This is a genomic window from Chryseobacterium sp. c4a, assembly GCF_009900745.1.
Taxonomy (GTDB): domain Bacteria; phylum Bacteroidota; class Bacteroidia; order Flavobacteriales; family Weeksellaceae; genus Chryseobacterium.
This window is the reverse complement of sequence record NZ_WXVU01000001.1, coordinates 659086-684416: the sequence shown is the minus strand read 5'-3', so window position 1 is coordinate 684416 and position 25331 is coordinate 659086. Positions and strand designations below refer to the sequence as shown.

Genomic DNA, 25331 nt, shown 5'->3' with positions numbered 1-25331 from the left:
ATTAAAGCCAAGATTTATATGGTTTGAACATAATAGCTATATCCAACATATAATAAAGCTGGAATATACAGATAATGATAATAATAATGGGTCCAAAAATTTTAAACTTTGGATGCATTGTTTTTATGATAAGTGGATAAAGAAGAATATGAATTACACTTAAAAGCTCAAAGGATCTTAGCGAGAATGTAACTGCAGATAAACTTAAAGCAAAAAATAAGAATAAAGAAATAATGTGAATTTTAAATAACATATCGAAAGTCGCATCATTCTTTATATGCTTTTTATAAACAAAAGCAAAATATACTAAGAAAAATAATGAAATAATAATTCTAAAATTAAATATATTAACTTTTCCCTCATCAAGCCAACGCATAATTTCGAGATAAACTGCTACTTTAGGGGATATTAGATCTAATCTTAAGAGGCTTACAATATCTACATTTGAAAGAACTAACAAAGCTGAAATTCCTAAAGCAATATAATAGTACTTAATATCCTTAACAAATTTAATTAATACAAAAACGATTATAAAAAATACACTACTGGAATGAAAAACAAAGCATAATGCAATTTTCAGGCATAATGACCAATATTTCTTTTCAATCATATCCGGAAGTGCCATTAAAAATATTCCGGCAGCTACTCCAGCTCTAATCGTGGTCATTTCCTGAATAAGAAAAAGATTTGTAAAATATATTAATACGGATAAAAAATAATAATGAGCATACTTTGAGATGGTAATCATTTTTGTGGTAACACCCAAAAAAGCAAAGACTAAAAATGAAAAATTGATGATACTCTCTGTATTATAAAAGAGAAGTCTTGAAAATGAAGTTACAAAGTAAATACAATTATCAACCCCAAATTCCTGCTTAAATTCAGAAAAGCTTCTGGGAATAAATTCAAAAAAAAACCGATATAAAAAATAATCATTATCAATATACAATCTGCTTCCTGCAAATAGTGTGAGCACTATTATTATCGCAAGTGTCTTGATTGTTCTATTGATAGGCATCCCTCCTAAAAGAGCTATTCCCAAAAAAACTATATAATATATCCACATAATTAATTCGTCTATTTACTTATAGAATAATCTTTATTAAAATTCAAGTTGTGAAAGTAGACTTTTCCAACTGTAATTATTTTTAATACTTATAACTTTATTTTTGTATTTTACAACATCTTCATGGGAAATCTGTTGAATCGTTTTTTCAAAATCTTTAATTTTTGAAAAAATAAATACATCCCCAAAGTCATTTACTAATTCCTTTAAAGGGGTAGAAAGAACAGCTATACCAGCTGTTATATAAAAGGATACCTTTGTAGGAAAACAAATATTATAATAAAGTTTATCCTCATCATAATTGATGATACCAATATCACATTGAGCGACAATTTTATGAGCTTCTTGTTCTTCTAAACTACCCAAGTAAATAATATTTTCAGTAATTTCTGTATCTTCAGAAATCCATTCTCCTTCTGTTCCTAGGAGGACTAAAAGTAAATCTGTATTTTCTTTAAATATTTCTATAATTTCCTGAATCCCTCTTCCTTTATTTAGGGTGCCACAATAAACATATTTAATTTTTGAACTTAATAATTCTTTATTGGTTTCAAAATTACTTTCAAGATCATATCCTCCATTTAAAATAACCTGTGTATTACGTATATCAATGTTATATTGCTCACAAGCATAATTTCTCATTTCTTTGGAAGCAAATATGAAATTTAGTTTCAATTGACTATATAAAAATTTCTCGAAGAAAAGATTTTCTTGTTTAACTTCATATCCAAGATCTATTGATTGCTCATATGGCAAATCATTAACTTCAAAATACACCGTATTATTATTAATAAAAATTTCTATTCCTCTTTTGAATAAAAATCGAATGAGACCGAATTTCAATAGAATAATAGGATATATATATATAAGTGTCCCTTGATGTATAAAAACTTTTTTCTTTTTGCTAAAAAGAAAAAAGAATGTCATTCTTATCATTAAAAGTACCCTCTCAAAAATATTTTTACAATAAACATTAATGTTAACATCTACAGGATATATGTAATTTTTAAAAGCAAAATTCCTAGCCATTCCTCCATCTTTAATGGACGAAGCTAATAAATATATATATACTTTTTTCACTATTAGATAAGTTTTATATTTTTACTATTTAAGAATAATATATATCGTACACCAATATATATTTCTATAATAACAACACATAGTGCTGCTCCAATATGGAAATATAAGGGTATTAATATAAATGCAATTAATAAATTAATAACTCCACCAGAAATAATTATTTTACTATACTCTTTATTAAAGCCAAAAACTAAAATTGTAAATAAAGCATAAACAGTATGTACATAAATAATGAAAGGAATGAATGACATTATTCTGAAAACATTTATAACCTCTTTAGAATTATTATGAAATATAACCCATATTATTTCATTAGCGAACAAGAACAATCCGGAACAAAGAACTAAAAAAAAGATCCCCCCAAAAATTAATAATTTTCTATTTATTGCGATCACTTTCTCTTTAGAGGTCAATAATATATTACTAAGGTATGGATAAAATACCTGAGAGAAAGGAGAAATAACACTTTTAATAGCACTTATAAGCCTATCTGAAATACTGTAATAACCAACAATCGTATTATTTGAAAAGAACCCTAAAATTGTAGTTATTGAAATTGTATAAAGAGATACCGAAAGATTAGACAAAAACAAATGCCATCCATTTTTCAGGTAATCATATACAGAGCTTTTAGAAATAGAAATGAACCGAACACCTTGTTTATATACAATAACAATCCCTATAATTCCCATTATTATAGAAAGTATGGAATTTAATAAAGGTATTATTAAATAGTCCTCTTTTGATTTTACTAAAAAAAAAATAGGTACTGATGACAAAAATTTTGAAATAAAGAACAGTACAGAAACTATTTTCATTTTTTCTATACCTTGAAAATACCATACAGGTAATAAAGCCTGGCCTATCACAATACCAAATGTATAAAGATATACTTGTGGATCATTTGCTAAGATTGGAAAAAAACTTATAATAATACATAATACGAAAAAACATAGAATGGATAACATTATCTTAATAAAGATAACATTACTGAATATTTCATTTAGTTTTGTTATAGAATTTCTATGTATAGATACCTCTCTAGTAGCGTATAAATTAAATCCGTAATCAACTGTTATGGTAAAGTAAGTAATTATTGATAAAGCAAATGATAGTAACCCAAATTTTTCAACACCAATTATTCTAACGATATAAGGAAATGTGATAAAAGGAATAATATAATTAGCAATATTGATAATAAATAAATAAGAAAAATTACCTACTAAATTTTTATTATTCTTTAAATTCTTAAATATCTTATTAATTTCTTTCATCATCTGTATTTACTCATAATAAATTCTATTTATGTTCAGTCCAGTTTAATATATACCAAATATTATTTAAATCTATTCTTTAATTTATTAAATCAATTTTGATTAGGCTTCATAATATCTAAATCATAATCTGGAGTAATTGAAAAGAAATTCAAAACCTGGTCTAACATTTCTCTATGCTGAGCGGTAACACAAACCTTAGTCTCAAAAGTAGATTCCTGTTGTAACTGCTTCACCAAAGGAGCCATTTTTATAGCTTCTGGACGCGTTCCAAAAATGACTAAATTCTTCTTCATTATGAATGTTTTTATTTTGTTTGAATATTGTTTTATAAAGGTGTATTAAAGCCGAGCATCTACTAAGCTTCTATCTAAACAAGCTTTTGCATCAAAGACCACTGCATTATCTTTTTTCAATTTTTGAATATCCATTTCCAAAAATTCGTTGTGTGATACTGCTAGAATAATAGAGTCGTACTTTTTATTTTCAAGTTTCGCTAAAATATGAACTCCATATTCATGCTCCACTTCTTCTTTATTTGCCCATGGATCATAAATGTCTACATTAATTCCAAAGTCAATGAGTTCTTTATAAATATCAACTACTTTTGTATTTCTAACATCCGGGCAATTCTCTTTAAAAGTAACTCCTAAGATTAGAGCTTCAGAATTTTTAATAACACCGCCCTTCTCAATGAGTAGCTTCACTACTTTTGATGCAATAAACTTTGCTATAGAGTCATTCACACGTCTTCCTGATAAGATTACATCAGGATGATAGCCAAGTTGTTCTGCTTTATGTGCCAGATAATAAGGATCTACGGAAATACAATGACCTCCCACTAACCCTGGTTTATACTTTAAAAAGTTATACTTAGTTCCAGCCGCCTCTAAAACATCATGGGTATCAATACCTATTCTATCAAAAATTAGAGCAAGTTCATTAACAAAAGAAATATTAACATCACGCTGTGCATTTTCAATTGCTTTTGAAGCTTCTGCCACTTTAATACTAGAAGCTTTATGAGTTCCTGCTGTAATAATTTTTTTATATAGCTCATCCACTTCTTCTGCAATTTCTGCAGTAGACCCAGATGTAACTTTTTTCACACTTGTAAGTGTATTTACTTTATCTCCAGGATTAATTCTTTCCGGAGAATATCCTACAAAGAAATCTTGATTAAATACAAGCCCTGAATATTTTTCCAAAACAGGAACGCACTCTTCCTCTGTACAGCCTGGAAAAACGGTTGACTCATAAATAATAATATCTCCTTTTTTTATGATCTCGCCAAGCATTTTTGAAGCAGAGATCAGAGGATTTAGATTAGGTGCATTATATTTATCAATAGGCGTAGGAACTGTAACTATAAAGATATTACAATCTGATATATCTGATAGTTCACTCGTAGGATTATATCCTATTTTCCCATGGGAAGATGTATAACTACTCAATCCTTTTAAAAGCTTGTCAGGATCAGCTTCAAATGTTATATCATTACCATTATTAAGTTGGCTAATTCTTTCAGTATTAATATCAAAACCAAAAACAGGGTAATAGTTTGCAAATTCCAGAGCTAATGGTAACCCTACATATCCTTGACCAATAATGGCAATTTTATAAGTTTTCATCTATTTTGTGAACAGGTTTTTAATTTTTTGAAATAGGCTTTTTTCTTCTACATTATTATATCCATATCCATATTTATTACTGTAGCCTAAGTTTTCTCTATTGACATCATTTAATACAAACCCTACATTATTAATTTTTTTCTGGTCGATATTATTGTTCGCAAATTCAGTCAAAGCTTTTTCTGTGTACTTGGATCTTGATACGTATAATGTAGCATCCGCAAGCTCCGCGATCAAGAATGTATCTGTTACTAATAATAATGGTGCTGTATCTAAAATGATATAATCATATTTCGTTTTAAGTTCGTCAAGAAGTATTTCATAACGTCCATTAGACAATAACTCAGTAGGATTAGGAGGTATCATCCCCGAATAAATAACATCTAGGTATGGATTAAAAGTTGAAACATGAATAACATCTTCCAGCTTTGTTTTATCCGAATAAAGATATTCTGTAAGTCCCATTAATCCTTTTCTAGCAGGGTTATATCTCTGTAGCTGAGGATTTCTAATATCCGATCCTATGATAATTACTTTTTTCTTTGGGTTAGCTAATGTTAAAGCCAAATTTACAGAGGTAAAAGTTTTCCCTTCTCCTTTTACTGTAGAAGTAACAAATATCACTTTCCCTTTGTTCTTTGTTTTAGGAAGCATGAAATTCATATTGGTAATCAAAATTCTAAATGCTTCCGCCATAGGCGTAATATCATTCATTCGAACCACTTCAGAATCTCCTTTTTCAAGACTTGGTAATTCTGCAATTACAGGGGCATGAATCAATTTCTCTAAATCATGCTTAGTTGTTATTTTATTGTTCAGCAGCTCTAATAAATAAATAATAATAAAAGGAATAACCAGTCCTATAAGGAAAGCTACTGCCAAAATAATATTCTTCTTAGGAGCAACTGGAGCATTAGAAGCATATGCTGTATCTATTACTCTAGCCTTAGGAGCCGTGATAGATTGTGCGATTGCAGTTTCTTCTCTCTTTTGTAATAATAAAAGATATAGATTCTCTTTAATTTGCTGTTGTCTTTCAATACCTCTGAATATTTTCTCTATAGATGGTAATTTTGAAATCTTATTTGAAACTTTATTCTGCTCTCCTTGATATTCATTTCTTGCAAGCTCTAAACCAGTTTTATTTCTTTGCAAACTTTGCATTATTGAAGTACGCATCGCATTAATTTGCTTCGTTACATCAACAACAGCTGGGTTTTCTGTAGTTGCAGATTCCAACAATCGGTTTCTGTGTATAATCAATTGATTATAAGAAACAATTCCTGCTGTAGCATCAGCATTATTGAGGCCAACATTAGAAGGTAAAACCTGATATTGCCCTTGTCTGGAAGCGAAATTAATTAAAGAATTCGTAAGTTCCAGCTGAGCGTCCACTTCCAATTGTTTTGCTCTTGCTTCAGCAGAACTTTGAAGATTGATTTTAGCTTCAGTTTCAAGATCTGTAAGATTGTTTTGTGATTTAAAGCTTTCTTTCTGATTCTCAACTTGTCCAAGTTCTACAGACAATTTTTTAATTCTATCTTCGATAAAATCAAGGGTCTTTTTAGACTCTGAGTTTTTATCTACAATAGCATCCATGTTGTATGCTATAATCAAGGAATTAAGAATATCCTCTGTTTTACTAATCTGTGGATATTTCATGTCCAGCTTCACAACCGTAGCATCTTTGTTCACCAAATTTACCTCAAGATCAGATTGTAAGCTATTGGTTTTAGTCTCAATTGATGAGATATATAATTCTAAATTCTTAACATCTATATCTTTAATAGACGCTGGGTCAAATTTTTTATTCTTAACTATAATAATATTAGCATACGGAAGACTGATTGTTTTCCCAAAGCCTGAAATGATTTGTTTTTCAGGTTTGTCCAAATTTAGAGTTAGCTTATCCCCATCAATATTCAACTTTACAACTCCTGTTTCAGTTGACGATACAAAATCTTTCTTTTCATTAATAACTTTAACCTCGATAGGAGAAGTTTCTTTGTAAAGCTCAAAGTTTCTTACTTTACCTTTAGCAATGATATTCGTTTGAAGATTCTGGCTAATGACAACATCTCTCATTAGCTTTTTGGATTTTAGTATTTCTATTTCATTGGCAATACTATTGGTTTTCAAACCACCAAAACTAGATAAATCAGGTAAAACACCTAAATCTGTTGTTGCAACTCCAGGTGAAGAACTTTTAGCATCTTTTATAAGAACTGTTGTTTGAACATTATATATAGGAGTCATGAATTTTAATGCAACAAAACCAATTATAACGGCTATAATTGAAGTTACAATAAACCATGGCCATCTTCTTACATATGGCTTAATAATTTCTTTTACATCTAAATTTTCAAGGATACTTTTCTTTTCTTCTGGTCGGTGAAAGCTCTGATTGTCCATTAATTATTTTACTTCTTGATTAAACTTACGACAACTGCTACTGCGGTAATAGCAATAGAAGCTGCAGTTAGGTAAAGTCCTGTATTAGGATTTTGTTTCGCTGTAAGATCTTTAGTATTAGTTGATGCCACTATAATTGCATCTCCTTGTCTAAGATGATAATATGGTGAATTGATCAAATTAGCATCCCTTAAATTTACTTTTCCATGGGTAACCTGACCGTTTTCTGTTCTGATAACCAAAACATCATCTCTTTTTCCATACATTGTAAGATCTCCTGCTAGCCCCAGTGCATTTAAAATAGTGCCTTGTCCATTAGATATTACATAATCACCTTGCCTATTTACCTCTCCCAAAACAGTAACCTTGAAGTTTACCAATCTAACATTCACTGTTGGATCAATAATGTATTTCGTCATTCTTTGTTTCAATTCCTCTTTGAACTGAACCAATGTTTTATCTGAAGTATTTATTTTTCCTAGAATAGGAAAATCAATATTACCATTAGCATCTACAATATAAGTAGGCCCTGAGACAGTCACCATTCCTTGATTGGGTGTGTTTCCTCCAGCCATTGTATTACTTTGTACAAGTTCTGATGATGAATAATTTTGATTGAACGGTTTTACCACGTCCATATCTTTTGCAGTGATCAAAATAATCATTTGATCGCCTGCTTGTATTGTAGGTTTAGAATTTTTTTCTGATGCTTCTATAGCAACTTTCTCTATATTTTGCATATAGTTCAAGTCATTTGGCTTAGTTTGGTTTACTTTACAAGAAACGAATGCTAATGCCAAAAATATTGCCAATATTTTTCCCTTCATATTTTTTAAATTGTACAAATATACATTTATATTTTTCTTCTTTTCTTACTTATCCAGAACCTCATAAATAGAATTATTACTTCTAAATTCAGGAACTATTAATTTCAAAATTTTTACGACCTCTACTTTCTCTTTCATTATGGAAGCCTCTGTAATGAGATGAATCAGATTATCTATTTCTTCAAATGACATTGCAGGGTCTTTTGAAATCATAATTTTTTCGTTGTGTGTAGGAAGAGTTTTAGCGTTATCACTTAATAACTCCTCATATAGTTTCTCTCCAGGTCTTAATCCAGTATAAATAATTTTTATATCAATATTAGGTTCAAACCCTGATAGCTTTATCATTCTGTTGGCTAAATCTAAAATCTTAACAGGTTCACCCATATCAAAAACAAATATTTCGCCTCCTTGTCCCATGGTTCCAGCCTGTAAAACAAGTTCACAAGCCTCAGGAATTGTCATAAAATACCTTACAATATCCGGATGAGTTATAGTAACGGGCCCACCTGCTTCAATTTGCTTTTTAAAATGAGGAATAACCGAACCGTTTGACCCTAAAACATTTCCAAATCTGGTGGTTATGAATTTTGTTGTATTTCCTTCAGCATGTTGCAATGACTGTACAAATAATTCGGCAGCTCTTTTTGATGCTCCCATTACATTTGTAGGATTAACAGCCTTATCTGTAGAGATCATTACAAATCTATTCACTTTATATCTGCTTGATAAAAGTGCGATATTCTTTGATCCCAACACATTTACACGAATTGCTTCATTAGGATTATCTTCAACCAATGGCACATGTTTATAAGCTGCAGCATGATAAACCATTGAAAAATTATAGGTTTGAAATAACGTTTCCACTCTATTCATATTGGATACGTCAGCCAGAACAAACTTAAACCTTATATGAGGAAATTTTTCCTTCATTTCAAGTTCAATGTCATATAATGGAGTTTCAGCCTGGTCAAGAACAACAATTAAGGAAGGAGTAAACTGAGCAACCTGGCGAACAATTTCACTCCCGATAGAGCCAGCACCACCTGTTACTAAGACATTTTTACCAAAATGCCTGCTTTTAACTTCCTCATTTTCGATTTTAATTGGCTTTCTATTAAGTAAATCTTCAATTTGAAGATTTCTTATTGAACCACCTAAATCACTATCTCTTAATTTTTGAACGGATGGAGCTTTAAAGACGTTCAAATCTTTTTCCAGGAATAAATTGACCCAAGAGTTCATTTCATCCTTAGCCATCATTTCTTTTACAATAATCACTCCATCAATAACAAGATCATCCTTAGTACTATTTTCAATCTTTTCTTTTCCATAGATAGGTTTGCCAAGTAACGAGGCTCTTTTTGAATCGGTTCTCTGGGTCAAAAAACCTACTACCTGATAAGGAAGATTAGGATTATCCAAAATAGCTCTTGCAATGGCAATAGATTGTTCATCAATCCCTAGTACTAATATTCTTTTTTTCAATGCACTTCTTCTATACTCTCTCACAATGTGAAAAAACTCTTTCACATATAATCTGAATAGAAATAATCCCATAAAAGAGATTACAAAGTATAAAACAAGATAAGGGGTTAGAATAAACTTTCCACCTGTTATCCAAAAATATACTACATTGATCGTGGCAACAACAAACATTGTACAGAAACACGATATAAGAAGTTTAAACAGATCTATAAAGGTAGAATGTCTGATAATCCCCGCATAGGTTTTGAAGATATACATAAAGAATGTATTTACCATTATAATAAAAGCAAAAACAATACTTTTATCTTCATGATAAACAAATTCCTTTTGGGTAATTTTTTCTATAATGTAGGTAGAAAGAAATAAAGATATAACCAGAATAATAATATCTATTACAAGTATTATCCATCTAGGAAGATATCTTACGTCTGAGAGATTGACAATATTATCTCCTCCAAATATTTTTTTTCTAAGAGAATTATACATTGTCTATATTTGTGTCCATATTTTTAATTAGTGTAAGATCCCATTATCCACCAATGATAATTTCGATACAATTATGCAAAAATAAAATAAAATTCTATTCTGTTACTGAAATCAAAAATAAATTTGATGTTTAACTATTTATTGAAATTATTACAAGTCAGTCAATAGAGCAAAATGATTGACAAAAATCATACCATAAAAATTCAGTGTAAGGTGAAATTTACAATCAATACACTCTTTTTTTAAAAATTTATCTTTCCTTTTTTATTAGTTCTAAATGTATTTATTTTTTTGATTTATTTACATTTCAGTCAAAAATATCATTTATTTTCTCATATTCAAAACCTCTGCTCATCAAATATTTTATGGTCTTTGCTTTTTTCTGATATTCCTGCAGACCTTTTTGCTTGGAAGAATAATCTTCATAAATCCTTGTGATGGTTTTGATATAATCGTCTTCGTATATTTCATCAAAACACATACTGATCAGTTTTTCAGATATTTGCTTCTGTTTAAGATTCATTTTAATCTTGTTTTTCCCCCAGTGTTTGATGTAAAACTTGCCGCGTATATAACTTCTCGTAAACCTTTCTTCATTGAGATAATTCTCTTTCATAAGGTAGAGAATAATTTCTTCTTTTGCTTCATCTATCAGCAAAAACTCCCTCATTTTCTGTTCCACTTCTGCATGACAACGATCCTGATAAACACAATAGCTCACCAATTTCTGTTTAATTTCATCAAAAGTAAAAGATTTCTTTTCCATGTGAATAAAAAAAGAATGAGCCTTCGCCCATTCTTTATCTTATATTATACTATATATTAGTAGTTGAATAATGCTTTCCCTTCCATTAATTCATTAACATTCTTTCTTACAGAGGCAAGAACTTCTTCATTTTTGATATTATCTACTACTTCAGAGATTAATCCTGCAATAGTTTCCATATCGTTTTCTTTAAGTCCTCTTGTTGTAATCGCCGCTGTACCTAATCTGATACCAGATGTTGTAAATGGAGATTTATCATCGAAAGGAACCATGTTTTTGTTACATGTAATATCAGCAAGCACTAAAGCTTTTTCTGTTTCTTTACCGTTTACTCCTTTATTTCTAAGGTCAACCAACATCAGGTGGTTATCTGTACCTCCGCTTACAATATCAAATCCTCTGTCGATCATTGCTTTTGATAAAGCTTGAGCATTAGCTCTCACTTGTTTTGCATACGTTTCGAACTGACCATCCAAAGCTTCACCGAATGCTACTGCTTTACCAGCAATTACGTGCTCTAACGGGCCTCCTTGAATTCCTGGGAATACAGCTCCATCCAATACCTGGCTCATCATTTTTGTTTCTCCTTTTGGAGTTTTGTGGCCATATGTATTTTCAAAGTCTTTCCCCATCATGATCATCCCTCCTCTAGGTCCTCTTAATGTCTTGTGAGTAGTTGTCGTTACAACGTGGCAGTGCTCAAATGGAGAGTTTAATAATCCTTTAGCTACTAGACCTGCAGGGTGAGCAATATCAGCCCAAAGTGTTGCACCGATCTCGTCTGCAATCTCTTTGTATTTAGCATAATCAAGATCTCTTGAATAAGCTGAGAATCCTGCGATCATCATTTTCGGTCTTTCTCTTAAAGCAACTTCTCTCATTTGGTTATAATCGATAAGACCAGTCTCTCTTTCTACTCCGTAAGAAACTACTTCATATTGAATTCCTGAGAAGTTCACTGCAGAACCATGAGTAAGGTGTCCTCCCATTGAAAGATCCATTCCCATGATTTTATCTCCTGGTTTCAAAACTGCAAGATAAATGGCTGCATTTGCCTGAGATCCGGAATGCGGCTGAACGTTTACATAATCTACACCGAAAAGTTCTTTTGCTCTGTTGATGGCCAATGTTTCAACCTCATCTACCACTTCACATCCTCCGTAATATCTTTTCCCGGGATACCCTTCAGCATATTTATTTGTCAGTACACTCCCCATTGCTTTCATCACATTTTCAGAAACAAAATTTTCTGATGCGATAAGTTCTAATCCATGGGCTTGTCTTTGTCTTTCCTTTTCAATCAGGTCGAAAATAATATCCATTTTACTTTTAGTTTTTGAAATTTTTCACCCCAAATGTACGGATTTTTCGTTGAGATTTTAGTATCAACAGGAATGATTTTTAAACACAAAACAATGAAAAGACGGAAAAACAATCAAATCATTTACATCCTCCGATTGTGTAAGGCAAATCTTTAAAACTCTTCTTCAGAAAGCTCTTTATTCACAAATGCACCTGCTAAATTACCTTGTGCAACGGCATTAGCTACGGATCTCATCATGCTTACATTATCTCCACAAGCGAAGACTCCGGGAACTGATGTTTTCTGCATAAAATCTACTTTAACAAACCCTTGTTCCGTCAGTTCAAATCCTAAATCATCTGAAGCATTACTATTCTGCTCAAAGGGTATTTTTGCATATAATGCTTTTAAGGAAACGGCATTTCCATTTTTAAAGATGAGTTTCTGAATCTGTCCGTTTTCATGTTCAATTTTCTCAATCTCTCCTTCATTAAGATTGATTTTATTCTGTTTTAATTTTTCAACTTGCTCATGGGTAAGTTTTGTTTTCCCATTAGTAAATAGTGTGAGTTCTTTTGTCAAATTAAAGACTAGCTTTGAAAATTCAAATGCTAAATCACCGTCTGTCAAAATTCCTGTTATTTCATTTCTTACTTCATAACCGTGGCAGTAGGGGCAATGGATAACAGAAATCCCCCAGCATTCAGAAAATCCGGGAATATCCGGCATTACATCTTTCACTCCGGAAGCCAAGATGAGTTTTTTAGCATAAAACTCGTCACCGGAAGACAATTCAACACGAAAAACAGCTGCACTTTTCTCTGTTTTTATAACTTCACCATCATAAAATTGAACCGTCTTATATTTTTCAACATCTTTTCTGGCTAACTCTGTAATTTCTTTTGGAGTTTTCCCATCATGGGTAATAAAGTTGTGGGAATGTGGAGTCTGTTTATTACATGGTCTTCCATGATCTACAACCAAAACGTTTCTTAGAGATCTTCCTAATGCCATTGCTGCAGATAATCCGGAGTAACTCCCTCCTATGATAATAACATCAAAATTTTTGTTTTGCATATCTTCTGTCGAGATTTAATTTATTGATATACAAAATTACAATAAAAATTAATTAATGCAACTTTATTGCATTAATTAATTAGTAAATAAAAAATGATTCCTGAATTCAGATGTTCAGGAATCATTTTTTGACAAAATATCTGCTCAAAAGATTAGGGTGCTTTTGCTAATTCAGGATTAACTTCCCCTTTTAATGATTCTAAAAAAGCATATATATTATCGACTTGCTCTGATGTTAATTCTTTATCCAATTGTATCTTCCCCATTATTCTGATAACTTCCTTCAAATCTGTCACGCTCCCATCATGAAAGTAAGGCGAAGTTTTAGTAACATTCCTCAAAGAAGGAACTTTAAACATATATTTTTCGGCTTCATTTTTACTAATAGCCGACTTACCTTCATCAATTTTAGTACTTTTAGTTTCTTTCCAATATTCTTTATATACTCCGAATTTTTGAAAAGAATTACCTCCTAAAGCGGGACCAGTATGACAAGTGATACATCCCACATCAATAAAGTTTTGAAGTCCGAGTTTTTCTTTATCCGTTAAAGCATTATTATCTCCTTCCATGTATTTATCAAAACGGGAAGGAGTGATTAATTTTCTTTCAAATGCTCCAATTGCAGTGGTAAGATTATCCCAATTGATAGGACTCTTATCCTTTGGAAAAGCAGTGGCAAACATTTTTTGATACTTTTCGTTTTTCTTAAGTCTTTCAATAACAAAATTTTCATCAGGAATACCCATTTCTATAGGATTTAGAATAGGCTTTCCGGCTTGTTCTTCAAGAGACTTTGCTCTTCCATCCCAAAATTGTGCTGTATGAAGCGCTGCATTCAAGGTAGAAGGTGAATTCCTTACTCCTACAGAACCTTTAGCATCTCCAGGGGAAAAAGCTTTATTATCTACTCCGTAGGTGTTTAAATTATGGCACGTATTACAACTTTGGGTTCCATTCTTTGAAAGGATAGGATCAAAATACAATGCTTTTCCCAATAGCACTTTTTCGTCACTTATAGGGCTCATTGGATTATCCACAAAGCCAGGTAAAGCACCAAATATAGCTTTTGCTTTATTTTGCAATTCGGTAAACATAGGGATTAGCGGAATATCGGTTTCTGTCTTCTCTTTATTTCCCTTGCATGAAAATAATATCAGAAGCCCCAATATTAAAATTAAATTTTTCATATTATGTTTTTAGGTGAAATTAAAAATAATAAAACCTATTCACAATATTAAATCAGAACTAAAGGATACAACAAATCCGAAATAAATAATATATAAAACGTACCATGCTCAACAACATTCATTAATCATAAACCTCAAGAATAAACTATTCTAAAAATTAACCTGGATTAAGCATTTTTTTTTCCACACCTCTTACACCTATTAGCCTCAACTATAGCTATATGTTCGTTAATTTCGGCTTTTCACTTCATCAATTTCATTCTGAAGTCTTTTACGAATGTCAATTTTTGCATCTTCAAAGCTAAAAATAACGGTTCCTCTTCCTCTTGCATATGGGTTAGTGACAGAATCCGCCAATATCGAATAATTGAAAAAAGCACCCGTCTTTTGAAGTTCATTTTCTTGGGCATCCTTAACTCTAACTAGGTTTTTATACTTCTTGCTTAAATCCATCCAATTGATATAATCTGCATTGAATGACACGGCCTTTACTCCTTTTTTTGAATAAAAATTAATAGCTCCTGCCTGCCCATAATTATCACAAAGTACTAAGGTATTTCCGGATTTTGACAATCTCGAATATTCTTTATCTACTTTCTGAGCTAATTCTTTCCAACCTAACATATCTGCAAAATCCTGAGGTAAAGAATGATCTTTCCCATCTTCCCAACGTAAGAGTCCAATTTTTTTATAAGAATCCGGATTCTGAACTATAGATTCCGGAGGTTTATTAGGAAATGCCAGATTATATATTGGCAAAAACAAAAGAATAGGGTGTAGAATACAAATAGGTTTGAGAAACCTCTTCCATCCGCTTTTTAAAATTTCCTCAAGGTAAACAGCCCCAAAGCCGATGTAAATAGGATAAATACCTACCGCATAATAGTCTTTTGCTCTAAAAAACATAAATACTGATATTGTGATAACATACCCCCAGAAGAAAAATCTGATTCTTTCAAAAGACTTATAAAACAATAAAGCATAAAACCCAAACAGAATAACAAAAGTTACCCCGATAAAAAATAAAAGCTGTGATTTCAAAAAATCAAATCTATTGACATTTACCAATTGGTATTCGGAAAGCTCTTTCATGTGATGAACTACCGGAAAATTATTATTATACTGCCAGATAAGATTGGGAAGAATAATTATTAAAACTAAAAGTACAGCACCATAAGTATGTGGATTTGTAAAAATTTTTCTTTGTTTCGTTATTAGCAGCGCAGGAATAAATCCTAATGCAAGAAAGACAATGTTGTATTTATTCAAAATACCGATTCCGAAAATAGCAGCTCCCCAATAAAGCCAGCTTGTTTTTTCTGTATTGACGTATTTTATCAGAATATAGAAAAAAGAAGTCCACAATAGAACATCCAGTGAATTGGGCTGATACAGCATATTCAAACGAAGTAATGCGGAAAACAGCAATCCCAGTGATGCAAGAACGCAAGCAAAAAGGCCGCCTTTTAGTTCTTCAATAGCTTTCCATACAACGACTATCGTTAATACTCCGAATAAAGCCGGAAAAAATTTAATCCAAAATACAGAACCACCTAATGCCTCTATCACCCAAGATATCCATGAACTGACAGGAGGAACGGAAATATACCCCCAGGCAAGATGGTTTCCCTGATCCAAATGTAGATATTCATCCCGCTGCAATTCGTATTCCGGACTGATCAATGAGTATTGAAGAATAAATTTGACTATGATAAAAAGAATAAGAATAAGGTTACTTTTCTTCATGGCAATATTTTAAAACTAAAAATAAGACATTTTAAGCTTCTGATTTATTACATCTTAAAATACTTTATCGCTAAAAAAACAAATTATTTTAAACAAACTTAAATTTTTAACGAATCATTTCATCCTAAATTATAATCAAAAAAAATCCCGAAGAATATCTCTCCGGGATCTAAAACTGTTTAAAATGTATAGTGTAAGTTTATTATTTTGCTTTCGCTTTTTCTTTCAATTCTTCTTTGTCTTTATCTGATGGGTTCCAAACTTTAATTTCAGAATCTTTAGTGATATTTGATCCTGGAAGAATCTGAACGTTGATTCCGTCACTTGCACCAAGTTTCAGGTATACTTTCTTAAATTTACCATCTTGTTGCTTAACTTCTACAAAAGGAACATCTTTCCCTTGTTTCTTTTCATATTGAACTAAGGATTCATCCAGCAGTAAAGCATTTTTTTGAGAGCTTAATACAATCTCTCCGTTAGCTGAGAATCCGGCTCTGATATATTCGTTGTTAGGGTTTTCTACATTTCCTTCTACCGGGAATTTGATCGTCCCTGCATTATCTTTACCTTTTGGAGCAATCATCGTTAGCTTTCCAGGAAAAGTTTTGTTTTGTAAAGCACCAATTACAATATTCATTCCCATTCCCTGCTTTAATTTTCCTGCTTGAGCTTCGTCAATCTCTCCTTTGAAGATCAAAGAGTTCAAATCTGCTACGGAGCAAATTGTTGTTCCGGCATTGAAGTTATTCGCTTCAATCACCTGGCTTCCTAATTTCACAGGAACTTCCAGAACAGTTCCTGAAGCTTTTGAACGAATTTGAGTTGTTGCCAGCCCTTGTCCCTGAAGTTCAGGAGTTGCTCCGGTTTTTGCAATCTGTAATCTTTTCTGTGCTGTATTCAGCTGTTGCTGAGCATTTTTAAGAGTCTGCTGTTGAGAATAAAGTTGCTGCTGAGAGTTTAAAAAATCCTGCTTAGAAGCTACTCCTTGTTTATACAGTTTGTCTTGTATATCAAATTGCTTCTGCATATTTCCTACATTCATCTGGGCATTGCTAATCTGAATCTGTGCATTCTGAACTTCTTGCTGTGCAGCATTCACCTCGGAAATACTAGGTACAATTCTCACTGTAGCGATCAGTTGTCCTATTTCTACTTTATCTCCTTCTTTTACTAAAATTTTATCAATGATCCCTGTAATATTGGGCTTTATTTCAATTTCTTCCTTTGGAACAATTTTCCCGGTGGCCATTACCTTGTCATCCATATTTTGAATACTAGGTTTACGGGTAAGGAAAGCTTCGCTTTCTTTGGAGTTTGATTTTACAAGATAACCAATCCCGGAGAACAATGCCACTGCAAATAAAAGCCCCAAGACTATATAAATGGCTTTTTTCCAAGTGAATTTCTTTTTCATATGTATAGTTTATTTTTTATTTAAAGATTGAATGATTTAAAAATTAAAAGACGTTTTCTTCTATTTTTCAAATTTTCAAATTATATCATTTTTCAAATTATTATTCTGTTCTTAACGCCTCAATTGGTCTAATTTTCACCGCTCTCTGTGCTGGGATCATCCCAATAATTAATCCCAATATCACCATTACCGCCATCGCTGCAAATACATTCCCGTAGTTTACCGTTGGGTTATAGAAAGGAAATGAATCCTGTCCTTGAGTGGCTATATTTAAAATCATCAGCACAAAGATTCCAAACATAAACCCCAGCAATCCGGATGATAGTGTGATCACAACACTTTCTAACAGAATCTGGTTTCTTACTTCTGCCGGTTTAGCTCCCAATGCTCTTCGGATTCCTATCTCCTTGGTTCTTTCTTTTACGGTAATCAAAAGAATATTTGAAATCGCAATAACCCCTGCAAGAATAGTTAATGTTCCTACAATTATCGTCAGAAGCTGCATCCCTGTAAGAAAACCCGTTAGCTTTTTAAATTCTTTGGCTACATTAGCGCTTCCAAAAGCATTGGTATCATCAGGTGAAACTTTATTTTTTGTTTTTAAAATTTGCTTTATCTGATCTTCCAGAGTAGCAAGATTAGCAGTAGGCTTTCCGACAATAGCGAATAAATCAACTTGTTCACCGGCATTATACATTTTAGTATAAGTGGACAAGGGAATAAAAGCACTCTGATCGTTTTCAAAACCACCCCCTTTCTTTACTCTAAAAACACCAATCACATTAAAGAATAACCCTTTAATATTAATGGATTTTCCGATTGGATTTTCTTTTTTCTTGGAATCAAAGAGGTTCTTATAGATCTCTTCTCCGATGACCACAACATTTTTATTTCCTGCAACGTCTGCATCATTGATGTAGCGTCCATAAATAAGTTTTTTTTCTGAAATTTTATTTCCTACCGAGTAATCCCCAGTAAGACCATAGGTGGCATTTTTCCCATTTCTTGCCATGGATTCTCCTGGTGCTCCTGTGAAACTTCCTCTTGAATTTTGAGGTGATATATAATCAATGTCAGTCAATTTCTTTTTCAGCATTTCCATATCAGACAAGTTCAAATGAATTTCTCTTCCTTTCGGAAATCCTTCGTATGGAATAGAGGTCTTCTGTGCCCACATGAAAATGGAATTGGTTGCAAACCCGGAAAACAATTTATCAAAACCATTCTCCATCCCTTTTGCTGCCCCAAGAAGGCTCACATATAAAAACATGCCCCATCCTACCCCAATCATGGTAAGAAATGTACGAAGTTTATTATTTTTCAATGAATAATAAATCTCTTGCCAAGTATCTTTTTTAAATATGATATTCACCTCTCTGAATTATAAGTTATTAATGGTTGTAAAAGAGTAAACAAGCCAACAGCTTTCATTACTTCATTTTCAAATCATTCTATTTTCAAATTATTACTCTGTTCTTAATGCTTCAATCGGTTTAATTCTCGAGGCTCTGTATGCCGGAACAAATCCTGCTACTAATCCAGAGAAAACCAATGCAATAAATGCCATAAAAATAGCCCCCCATCCTACGCTTGGGCTTTTGATAAAAAACTCTTCAAGACTGTCTCCAATCAGGCTTAATGTTAAAACTCCCACTCCAATTCCAACAAATCCGGAAATCACAGTAATTACAACACTTTCCTGAACGATTAAAGCAACAATCCCTGCCGGTTTAGCTCCAATGGCTTTTCGTACCCCAATTTCTTTGGTTCTTTCTTTTACGATATACACCATAATATTACTGATCCCGATAATCCCTGCTAATAATGTTCCCAATCCAATAAACCCTACAATTGCAGTAAGAACTGCCATAAAAACGAAAGTATCATTCATATTTTTGGCATTATTCCAAACACGAACTCCATTTTCATCATCAGGAGAAACTTTTTTTCTCACTTTTAATTTATCTCTTAGCTCGTCTCCATATTTAATCGCCGCATCAGGGGTAAGCATTTTATCGTTATAGGCAATATAAATTGTGTTCACGGTATCAGAGCCTTTTTTCATCTGCTGCAGAGTTGAAATAGGCACTGTAATATGTCTTTCATCTCTGTCTCCCCCGTCATCTGAAAATACTCCTACAACTTTAAACATGGTTCCATTAATATCCAGTTCTTTACCTATAGAACTTCCATTCTTAATAAGATCTCTCTGAACCATTCTTCCGATAACGGCTACATTCTGTTTTCTCGACAAGTCAAAAGAATTGATGTAACGTCCCTCAACAAGCCTTCTGTTTTCAATAACCTGCTCTCCCGGTTCAGCTCCATGAACCTGATACAGTCCACTTTCCTTACCATATTTCACCATTAAGTTGGTGGCATATCTTGGGCTGGCTGCGCCTACTTTTTCTTTATCTGTATTCACAAGAAAATCGTAGTCGTCATTATTCATACTTACAGTTCTATCGGACTGTAATCCTTTATAAGCTAGGGTTGTCTTTCCTGTATAAATAGTAATCAGGTTTTTAGCATCACCAGCAAATCCTTCTGAGAAAGCATTCTGAAGTCCTTTTCCTATTCCAAAAAGTACGATAAAAATAAACAGTCCTAAAGCCACTGTAAAACCTGAAAGTACCGTCCGAAGTACATTACTACGGATAGAACTGAATATTTCCTGCCAACGATCTAGGTCAAACATAGTTTTTATTTTTTACGATGTAAAAAGTCAATGAGCTGCGCTGTCAATTTTCTTCGAAGTCAATTAACTTTGTTGTCAATTTATTCTTCACAAAACTTTAACTACGAAGCAAAATTCATTTTCACATTTCTAATCTTTTTTCAACATTTTACTTAACAAGATAAATGCTGTTTTTATTAAATTTCCAATTTTTGATAATTCCTCTATTTTAATATAATTACATTCTATAACGATATCAAAACAAGAATCCAACTCAATAACCGAACCTCTGGCAATTTCAAAATACCTTTTCCTTTCCAGTTCAGATTTTCTTGAACATCCTTCGGTAATATTTAATACCACTGAAGTAGAAGCTCTTCGTATCTGGTCGATTATATTAAACTTTTCATGATCAGGAATTTTAGATAAAATCTTATAACATTCTATTCTTAATTCTCTGGCTGACTGATAAACATCAAGTTTATAATGGTTCAGATTTAAAAACATTTTTATTTTTTTTCATATTCATCTGTGTGTGTTATAAATTATTTATCTTCCTCATCATAGAATTCACTTGCGAAGCAAAATTGACCATTCACTATTCACCTATAATACAATCTGCTTAATAAACTCATCACTTTCAATGACTCCATCCTTCAGCACGACATTCCTTTTGGTTTGTGCAGCCACATCAGGTTCGTGGGTTACCACAATAATTGTTTTTCCTTCATTGTTAATATCCTGAAGAAGTTTCATAATATCGTGAGTTGTTTTTGAATCTAATGCTCCAGTAGGCTCATCTGCCAATACCACTTTAGGATCTGTAATCAGAGCTCTCGCAATCGCGACTCTTTGTTTCTGCCCTCCAGAAAGTTCATTAGGAAGGTGATTAGCCCATTGTGCCAGTCCTACTTTTTCAAGATATTCTAAAGCTTTCTGATTTCGTTCTTTTCTGGGTACATTCTGATAATATAAAGGAAGAGCTACATTTTCTAAAGCAGTCTTGTAACTGATAAGATTAAAGGACTGAAAAATAAACCCTAAAAACTTACTCCTGTATTCTGCAGCTTTTACTTCTGATAAATGCTCAATAGGAACCCCGTCCAATTCATAGATTCCGGAATCTTTTTCGTCCAGAATACCAATAATATTAAGAAGGGTAGATTTTCCGGAACCGGAACTCCCCATAATTGAAACAAACTCTCCTTCTGAAATATTCAGATTGATCCCCTTCAAAACATGAAGCTTGCTTTTCCCTGTATCGTATGACTTATGTAAATCCTGAATTACTAACATTAAGTGATGTATGTTTTATACCCAATAAGTAGATGATATTTTCAAATTGTTACAAGAATGATAATTTATTCAAATATTTTTTTGTTTAATGCATTAAACCTTTATTTATAATAGTTTATAAAATTTTGTTTAACCGTAACTGAAGTTTTCCATGTATTTACCCCCTATATCCCCTTCTAGCCTATTATTCGAGCCAGTTTCATGTAAATGTGGAAAACTTTTACAGCTAAAAGTCAACCTATTAGTATTTACCTCTTTCAAAATCAGTTCTTTTTTTCGAACTTTGTCAATAGATTCTGATCAGAAAAGAAAGCTTTTCTTGTGAACAACTTCAATTCACAATCACCACAAAAACAAAAAGTTACACATCTTCTGAACATTATCCACAGAGATCTGAATTATTTAATTATAAAGATATTTTAATATGGGAATTTTTGATAAGAGAGTAAGCTATAAGCCATTTGAATACCCAGAGGTTCTACAATTCGTAGAAGCCATCAATAAATCGTTCTGGGTACATTCGGAAGTGGACTTTACTGCAGATGTACAAGATTTTCATTCGCAGTTGGAACCACATGAAAAGCATGCTGTGAAAAATGCGCTTTTAGCCATTGCACAGATCGAGGTGTCTGTAAAGACATTCTGGGGGAATTTATACAACCACCTTCCGAAACCGGAATTCAATGGATTAGGATCTACTTTCGCAGAATGTGAGTTCCGTCATTCTGAAGCATATTCCCGTTTATTAGAGGTATTAGGATATAATGACGAATTCCTTAATGTTATTGAAATTCCTGCTGTAAAAGGTAGAATTGAGTTCCTTGGAAATGCTTTAAAGCATGCCAACTCAGCTACTCCAAAAGAATATGTTTCTGCACTATTGTTATTCAGTATCTTAGTAGAAAACGTATCTCTTTTCTCTCAATTTGCCATCATCCTTTCTTTCACAAGATTCAAAGGGTTCATGAAAAATGTATCTAACATTATCGCATGGACTTCAGTAGATGAGCAAATTCACGCTAATGCAGGAATTTACCTGATCAACAAAATCCGTGAAGAACAACCAGATCTTTTAACTGAAAGTGATATTGAAGATATCTATACTCTTGTAGACGAGTCTATCGAAAAAGAAGGTGATATCCTTACATGGATCTTCGAATTAGGAGAAATTGATAACGTATCTAAAGAAGATCTATTGAACTTCATGAAATACCGTGTAGATGACAGCTTGAAGAAAATCAACATGAAAACAAGATACAACATCACTCCGGAACAATACAGACCAATGGTATGGTTCGAAGAGGAAGTTTTCGCCAATTCATTAGATGATTTCTTTGCAAAAAGACCTGTAGATTACACGAAACACGATAAGAGTATTACAGCGAACGATTTGTTCTAATGTAAGGGCGCGAGCGAAGCGAGCGTCAAAGCAGATAGTATTAGCACATTTATTTTCCGAAAGGATCATAAGCTTTTAAATCAAGATAAACACAAATACAAACTATGATTAATGTAATTGTAAGCTATACCGTAAAACCTGAATTTGTTCCTACAAATAAGACCAACATTGAAAAGTTCCTGAATGATTTCAAAAATTTGGATCAATCAACATTTGAATATAAGGTCTTTGTAAAGGAGGATGGCGTTACTTTTCTACATTATTCAAACTACATTAATGAAGAAGTTCAGCATGAAGTTTTGAATGTTCCATCTTTTAAGGAATTTCAAAAATTGAGAGATGAAAGTGGACTGAACGACTCTCATAAAGTAGAATTTTTACAATCAATAATATAAAAAAAACGAAATTCCGGAGTGACAATCTCATTCCGGAATTCGAAAATATAACATCTATGGAAGAGCAAAATTCAAATATATGGTGGCTCAATGAAGAGTCTGAGCAAATGCTAAACAGAGGATATCTGTTGAAAGGTGAAACGGTAGACGGAGCTATCGACAGAATTACCACTGCTGCTGCAAAAAGGTTATACAAACCAGAACTTCAGCCAGCTTTCAAAGAAATGATTACCAAAGGATGGATCAGTTTCTCTTCTCCTGTATGGGCTAATATGGGAACAGAGAGAGGTCTTCCTATTTCTTGTTTCAACGCTCACATTCCGGACAGCATTGAAGGAATTACTCATAAAATGGGTGAGGTAATCATGCAGACAAAAATCGGAGGGGGAACTTCAGGATATTTTGGAGAACTTAGAAACAGAGGTACAGCGGTAACCGATAACGGAAAATCTTCCGGAGCAGTATCTTTCATGAAACTTTTTGATACAGCAATGGATGTTGTATCTCAAGGAGGCGTAAGAAGAGGAGCTTTCGCGGCTTACTTAGACATTGACCACGGAGATATTGAAGAATTTTTATCCATTAAAGATATTGGTAGCCCGATTCAAAACCTATTCACCGGAGTATGTGTACCAGATTACTGGATGCAGGATATGATTGATGGGGATATGGACAAACGTAAAGTTTGGGCAAGAGTATTGGAAAGCCGCCAGCAAAAAGGTCTTCCTTATATTTTCTTCACCGATAACGTAAACAGAAATAAGCCACAGGTATATAAAGACCTTGGAATGACGGTAAACGCAAGTAACCTTTGTTCTGAGATCATGCTTCCTTCCACGATGGAAGAATCATTCATCTGCTGTCTGTCTTCTATGAACCTTGAATTATATGATGAGTGGAAAGATACAGATGCTGTTAAATTAGCCGTTTACTTCCTTGATGCTGTATTATCTGAATTCATCGATAAAACTGAAGGAAACTACTACTTACAAGGAGCAAGAAATTTCGCAATGCGTCACAGAGCACTTGGACTAGGCGTTTTAGGATACCACTCTTACCTACAGAAAAACATGATTCCGTTTGAAAGCTTTGAAGCGACTCAGTTCAATGCAAGAGCGTTCAGACATATCAAAGAACAGGCTGAACAGGCTTCAAGAGAGTTAGCTAACATCTACGGAGAGCCGGAAGTATTGAAAGGATATGGATTAAGAAATACCACTACAATGGCTATTGCTCCTACCACTTCAAGTTCTGCCATCTTGGGACAAACTTCTCCTGGAATTGAGCCTTTCTCTTCTAACTATTACAAAGCAGGTCTTGCTAAAGGAAACTTTATGCGTAAGAACAAATATCTTGCAAAGCTATTGAAAGAAAAAGGGTTAGACAACGAGGAAACATGGAGAACCATCATGTTGAACCATGGATCTGTACAACACCTGAATGAGCTTACTCCTGATGAAAAGGCAGTATTCAAAACATTCAAAGAGATCTCTCCAATGGAGATTATTTCTCAGGCTGCACAAAGACAACAATATATTGACCAGGCACAATCACTGAATCTTCAGATTCCTTCTACAATGCCTGTGAAAGATGTAAATTATCTGTATATCGAAGCTTGGAAAAAAGGTGTAAAAACTCTTTACTACCAAAGAAGTTCTTCTGTTTCAAAAGAAATGATGGTGAACTTTGTATCTTGTTCAAGCTGTGAAGCATAAGATCAAATAATAAACACATTATATAGTGGAGCACACCTTTTTAGGTGTGCTTTTTTATTGATAATCATCTTCTTCCTAAATAAGTTTTG

20 protein-coding genes and 1 pseudogene are annotated in these 25331 nt (G+C 32.7%); 3 read left to right on the top strand and 18 right to left on the bottom strand.

Annotated features, from left to right (window positions below; genetic code table 11):
- Position 1: 1 nt before the first annotated feature.
- The 18 genes and pseudogenes from GTR01_RS03170 to GTR01_RS03085 all read right to left on the bottom strand — a co-directional run bounded on the left by GTR01_RS03170 (position 2) and on the right by GTR01_RS03085 (position 21733).
- Complete coding sequence (locus tag GTR01_RS03170; protein ID WP_160136405.1) at positions 2 to 1042, bottom strand: EpsG family protein; 1041 nt, start codon at positions 1040 to 1042, stop codon at positions 2 to 4.
- 60 nt (positions 1043 to 1102) lie between these two features.
- Positions 1103 to 2146, bottom strand: a complete 1044-nt coding sequence (locus GTR01_RS03165) for a hypothetical protein (RefSeq protein WP_160136404.1) — start codon at positions 2144 to 2146, stop codon at positions 1103 to 1105.
- 2 nt (positions 2147 to 2148) lie between these two features.
- A complete protein-coding gene (locus GTR01_RS03160; RefSeq protein WP_160136403.1) occupies positions 2149 to 3423 on the bottom strand; it encodes a flippase in 1275 nt (424 codons plus the stop codon).
- Between the two features lie 92 nt (positions 3424 to 3515).
- A pseudogene (locus tag GTR01_RS03155) lies at positions 3516 to 3716 on the bottom strand (UDP-N-acetylglucosamine 2-epimerase); the annotation flags it as partial.
- Positions 3717 to 3761: 45 nt separating this feature from the next.
- A complete protein-coding gene (locus GTR01_RS03150; RefSeq protein WP_160136402.1) occupies positions 3762 to 5051 on the bottom strand; it encodes a nucleotide sugar dehydrogenase in 1290 nt (429 codons plus the stop codon).
- The gene (locus tag GTR01_RS03145; protein ID WP_160136401.1) at positions 5052 to 7463 is read right to left on the bottom strand and encodes a GumC family protein; all 2412 of its coding nucleotides are present in this window, start codon (positions 7461 to 7463) and stop codon (positions 5052 to 5054) included.
- A gap of 8 nt (positions 7464 to 7471) precedes the next feature.
- A complete protein-coding gene (locus tag GTR01_RS03140; protein ID WP_160136400.1) occupies positions 7472 to 8290 on the bottom strand; it encodes a polysaccharide biosynthesis/export family protein in 819 nt (272 codons plus the stop codon).
- A gap of 45 nt (positions 8291 to 8335) precedes the next feature.
- On the bottom strand, positions 8336 to 10264 hold the full coding sequence (locus GTR01_RS03135) for a polysaccharide biosynthesis protein (RefSeq protein WP_160136399.1): 1929 nt from the start codon (positions 10262 to 10264) through the stop codon (positions 8336 to 8338).
- Positions 10265 to 10571: 307 nt separating this feature from the next.
- Complete coding sequence (locus GTR01_RS03130) at positions 10572 to 11036, bottom strand: regulatory protein RecX (RefSeq protein ID WP_410492566.1); 465 nt, start codon at positions 11034 to 11036, stop codon at positions 10572 to 10574.
- 50 nt (positions 11037 to 11086) lie between these two features.
- Complete coding sequence (gene glyA / locus GTR01_RS03125) at positions 11087 to 12352, bottom strand: serine hydroxymethyltransferase (protein WP_160136397.1); 1266 nt, start codon at positions 12350 to 12352, stop codon at positions 11087 to 11089.
- Between the two features lie 152 nt (positions 12353 to 12504).
- Positions 12505 to 13410: an NAD(P)/FAD-dependent oxidoreductase gene (locus GTR01_RS03120; RefSeq protein ID WP_160136396.1), complete on the bottom strand. Its 906-nt coding sequence runs from the start codon at positions 13408 to 13410 to the stop codon at positions 12505 to 12507.
- A 152-nt stretch (positions 13411 to 13562) separates the two neighbouring features.
- A complete protein-coding gene (locus GTR01_RS03115) occupies positions 13563 to 14600 on the bottom strand; it encodes a cytochrome-c peroxidase (protein WP_160136395.1) in 1038 nt (345 codons plus the stop codon).
- 228 nt (positions 14601 to 14828) lie between these two features.
- Positions 14829 to 16346 (bottom strand): glycosyltransferase family 39 protein, encoded by a 1518-nt coding sequence (locus tag GTR01_RS03110; protein ID WP_160136394.1) that lies wholly within the window; start codon positions 16344 to 16346, stop codon positions 14829 to 14831.
- A 202-nt stretch (positions 16347 to 16548) separates the two neighbouring features.
- On the bottom strand, positions 16549 to 17760 hold the full coding sequence (locus GTR01_RS03105; protein WP_185155086.1) for an efflux RND transporter periplasmic adaptor subunit: 1212 nt from the start codon (positions 17758 to 17760) through the stop codon (positions 16549 to 16551).
- A gap of 100 nt (positions 17761 to 17860) precedes the next feature.
- Positions 17861 to 19132: an ABC transporter permease gene (locus tag GTR01_RS03100; RefSeq protein WP_160136393.1), complete on the bottom strand. Its 1272-nt coding sequence runs from the start codon at positions 19130 to 19132 to the stop codon at positions 17861 to 17863.
- A gap of 93 nt (positions 19133 to 19225) precedes the next feature.
- Entirely contained in the window at positions 19226 to 20458 is a 1233-nt protein-coding gene (locus GTR01_RS03095; protein WP_160136392.1) for an ABC transporter permease, read from the bottom strand.
- A 129-nt stretch (positions 20459 to 20587) separates the two neighbouring features.
- On the bottom strand, positions 20588 to 20944 hold the full coding sequence (locus tag GTR01_RS03090) for a four helix bundle protein (RefSeq protein ID WP_034699058.1): 357 nt from the start codon (positions 20942 to 20944) through the stop codon (positions 20588 to 20590).
- Positions 20945 to 21043: 99 nt separating this feature from the next.
- Entirely contained in the window at positions 21044 to 21733 is a 690-nt protein-coding gene (locus GTR01_RS03085; protein WP_160136391.1) for an ABC transporter ATP-binding protein, read from the bottom strand.
- A gap of 424 nt (positions 21734 to 22157) precedes the next feature.
- Between GTR01_RS03085 and GTR01_RS03080 the strand changes: the two genes are divergently transcribed.
- The 3 genes from GTR01_RS03080 to GTR01_RS03070 all read left to right on the top strand — a co-directional run bounded on the left by GTR01_RS03080 (position 22158) and on the right by GTR01_RS03070 (position 25242).
- Complete coding sequence (locus GTR01_RS03080) at positions 22158 to 23132, top strand: ribonucleotide-diphosphate reductase subunit beta (RefSeq protein ID WP_160136390.1); 975 nt, start codon at positions 22158 to 22160, stop codon at positions 23130 to 23132.
- Between the two features lie 104 nt (positions 23133 to 23236).
- Entirely contained in the window at positions 23237 to 23527 is a 291-nt protein-coding gene (locus tag GTR01_RS03075; protein ID WP_160136389.1) for a hypothetical protein, read from the top strand.
- A 56-nt stretch (positions 23528 to 23583) separates the two neighbouring features.
- Entirely contained in the window at positions 23584 to 25242 is a 1659-nt protein-coding gene (locus tag GTR01_RS03070) for a ribonucleoside-diphosphate reductase subunit alpha (protein WP_160136388.1), read from the top strand.
- Positions 25243 to 25331: the final 89 nt, after the last annotated feature.

Coding starts and splice junctions, on each gene's coding strand:
- GTR01_RS03145 (WP_160136401.1), bottom strand. CDS start 7,463: ATGGACAATCAGAGCTTTCACCGACCAGAAGAAAAGAAAAGTATCCTT.
- GTR01_RS03085 (WP_160136391.1), bottom strand. CDS start 21,733: ATGTTAGTAATTCAGGATTTACATAAGTCATACGATACAGGGAAAAGC.
- GTR01_RS03080 (WP_160136390.1), top strand. CDS start 22,158: ATGGGAATTTTTGATAAGAGAGTAAGCTATAAGCCATTTGAATACCCA.
- GTR01_RS03110 (WP_160136394.1), bottom strand. CDS start 16,346: ATGAAGAAAAGTAACCTTATTCTTATTCTTTTTATCATAGTCAAATTT.
- GTR01_RS03140 (WP_160136400.1), bottom strand. CDS start 8,290: ATGAAGGGAAAAATATTGGCAATATTTTTGGCATTAGCATTCGTTTCT.
- GTR01_RS03150 (WP_160136402.1), bottom strand. CDS start 5,051: ATGAAAACTTATAAAATTGCCATTATTGGTCAAGGATATGTAGGGTTA.
- glyA (WP_160136397.1), bottom strand. CDS start 12,352: ATGGATATTATTTTCGACCTGATTGAAAAGGAAAGACAAAGACAAGCC.
- GTR01_RS03075 (WP_160136389.1), top strand. CDS start 23,237: ATGATTAATGTAATTGTAAGCTATACCGTAAAACCTGAATTTGTTCCT.
- GTR01_RS03105 (WP_185155086.1), bottom strand. CDS start 17,760: ATGAAAAAGAAATTCACTTGGAAAAAAGCCATTTATATAGTCTTGGGG.
- GTR01_RS03135 (WP_160136399.1), bottom strand. CDS start 10,264: ATGTATAATTCTCTTAGAAAAAAAATATTTGGAGGAGATAATATTGTC.
- GTR01_RS03090 (WP_034699058.1), bottom strand. CDS start 20,944: ATGTTTTTAAATCTGAACCATTATAAACTTGATGTTTATCAGTCAGCC.
- GTR01_RS03070 (WP_160136388.1), top strand. CDS start 23,584: ATGGAAGAGCAAAATTCAAATATATGGTGGCTCAATGAAGAGTCTGAG.
- GTR01_RS03095 (WP_160136392.1), bottom strand. CDS start 20,458: ATGTTTGACCTAGATCGTTGGCAGGAAATATTCAGTTCTATCCGTAGT.
- GTR01_RS03115 (WP_160136395.1), bottom strand. CDS start 14,600: ATGAAAAATTTAATTTTAATATTGGGGCTTCTGATATTATTTTCATGC.
- GTR01_RS03120 (WP_160136396.1), bottom strand. CDS start 13,410: ATGCAAAACAAAAATTTTGATGTTATTATCATAGGAGGGAGTTACTCC.
- GTR01_RS03160 (WP_160136403.1), bottom strand. CDS start 3,423: ATGATGAAAGAAATTAATAAGATATTTAAGAATTTAAAGAATAATAAA.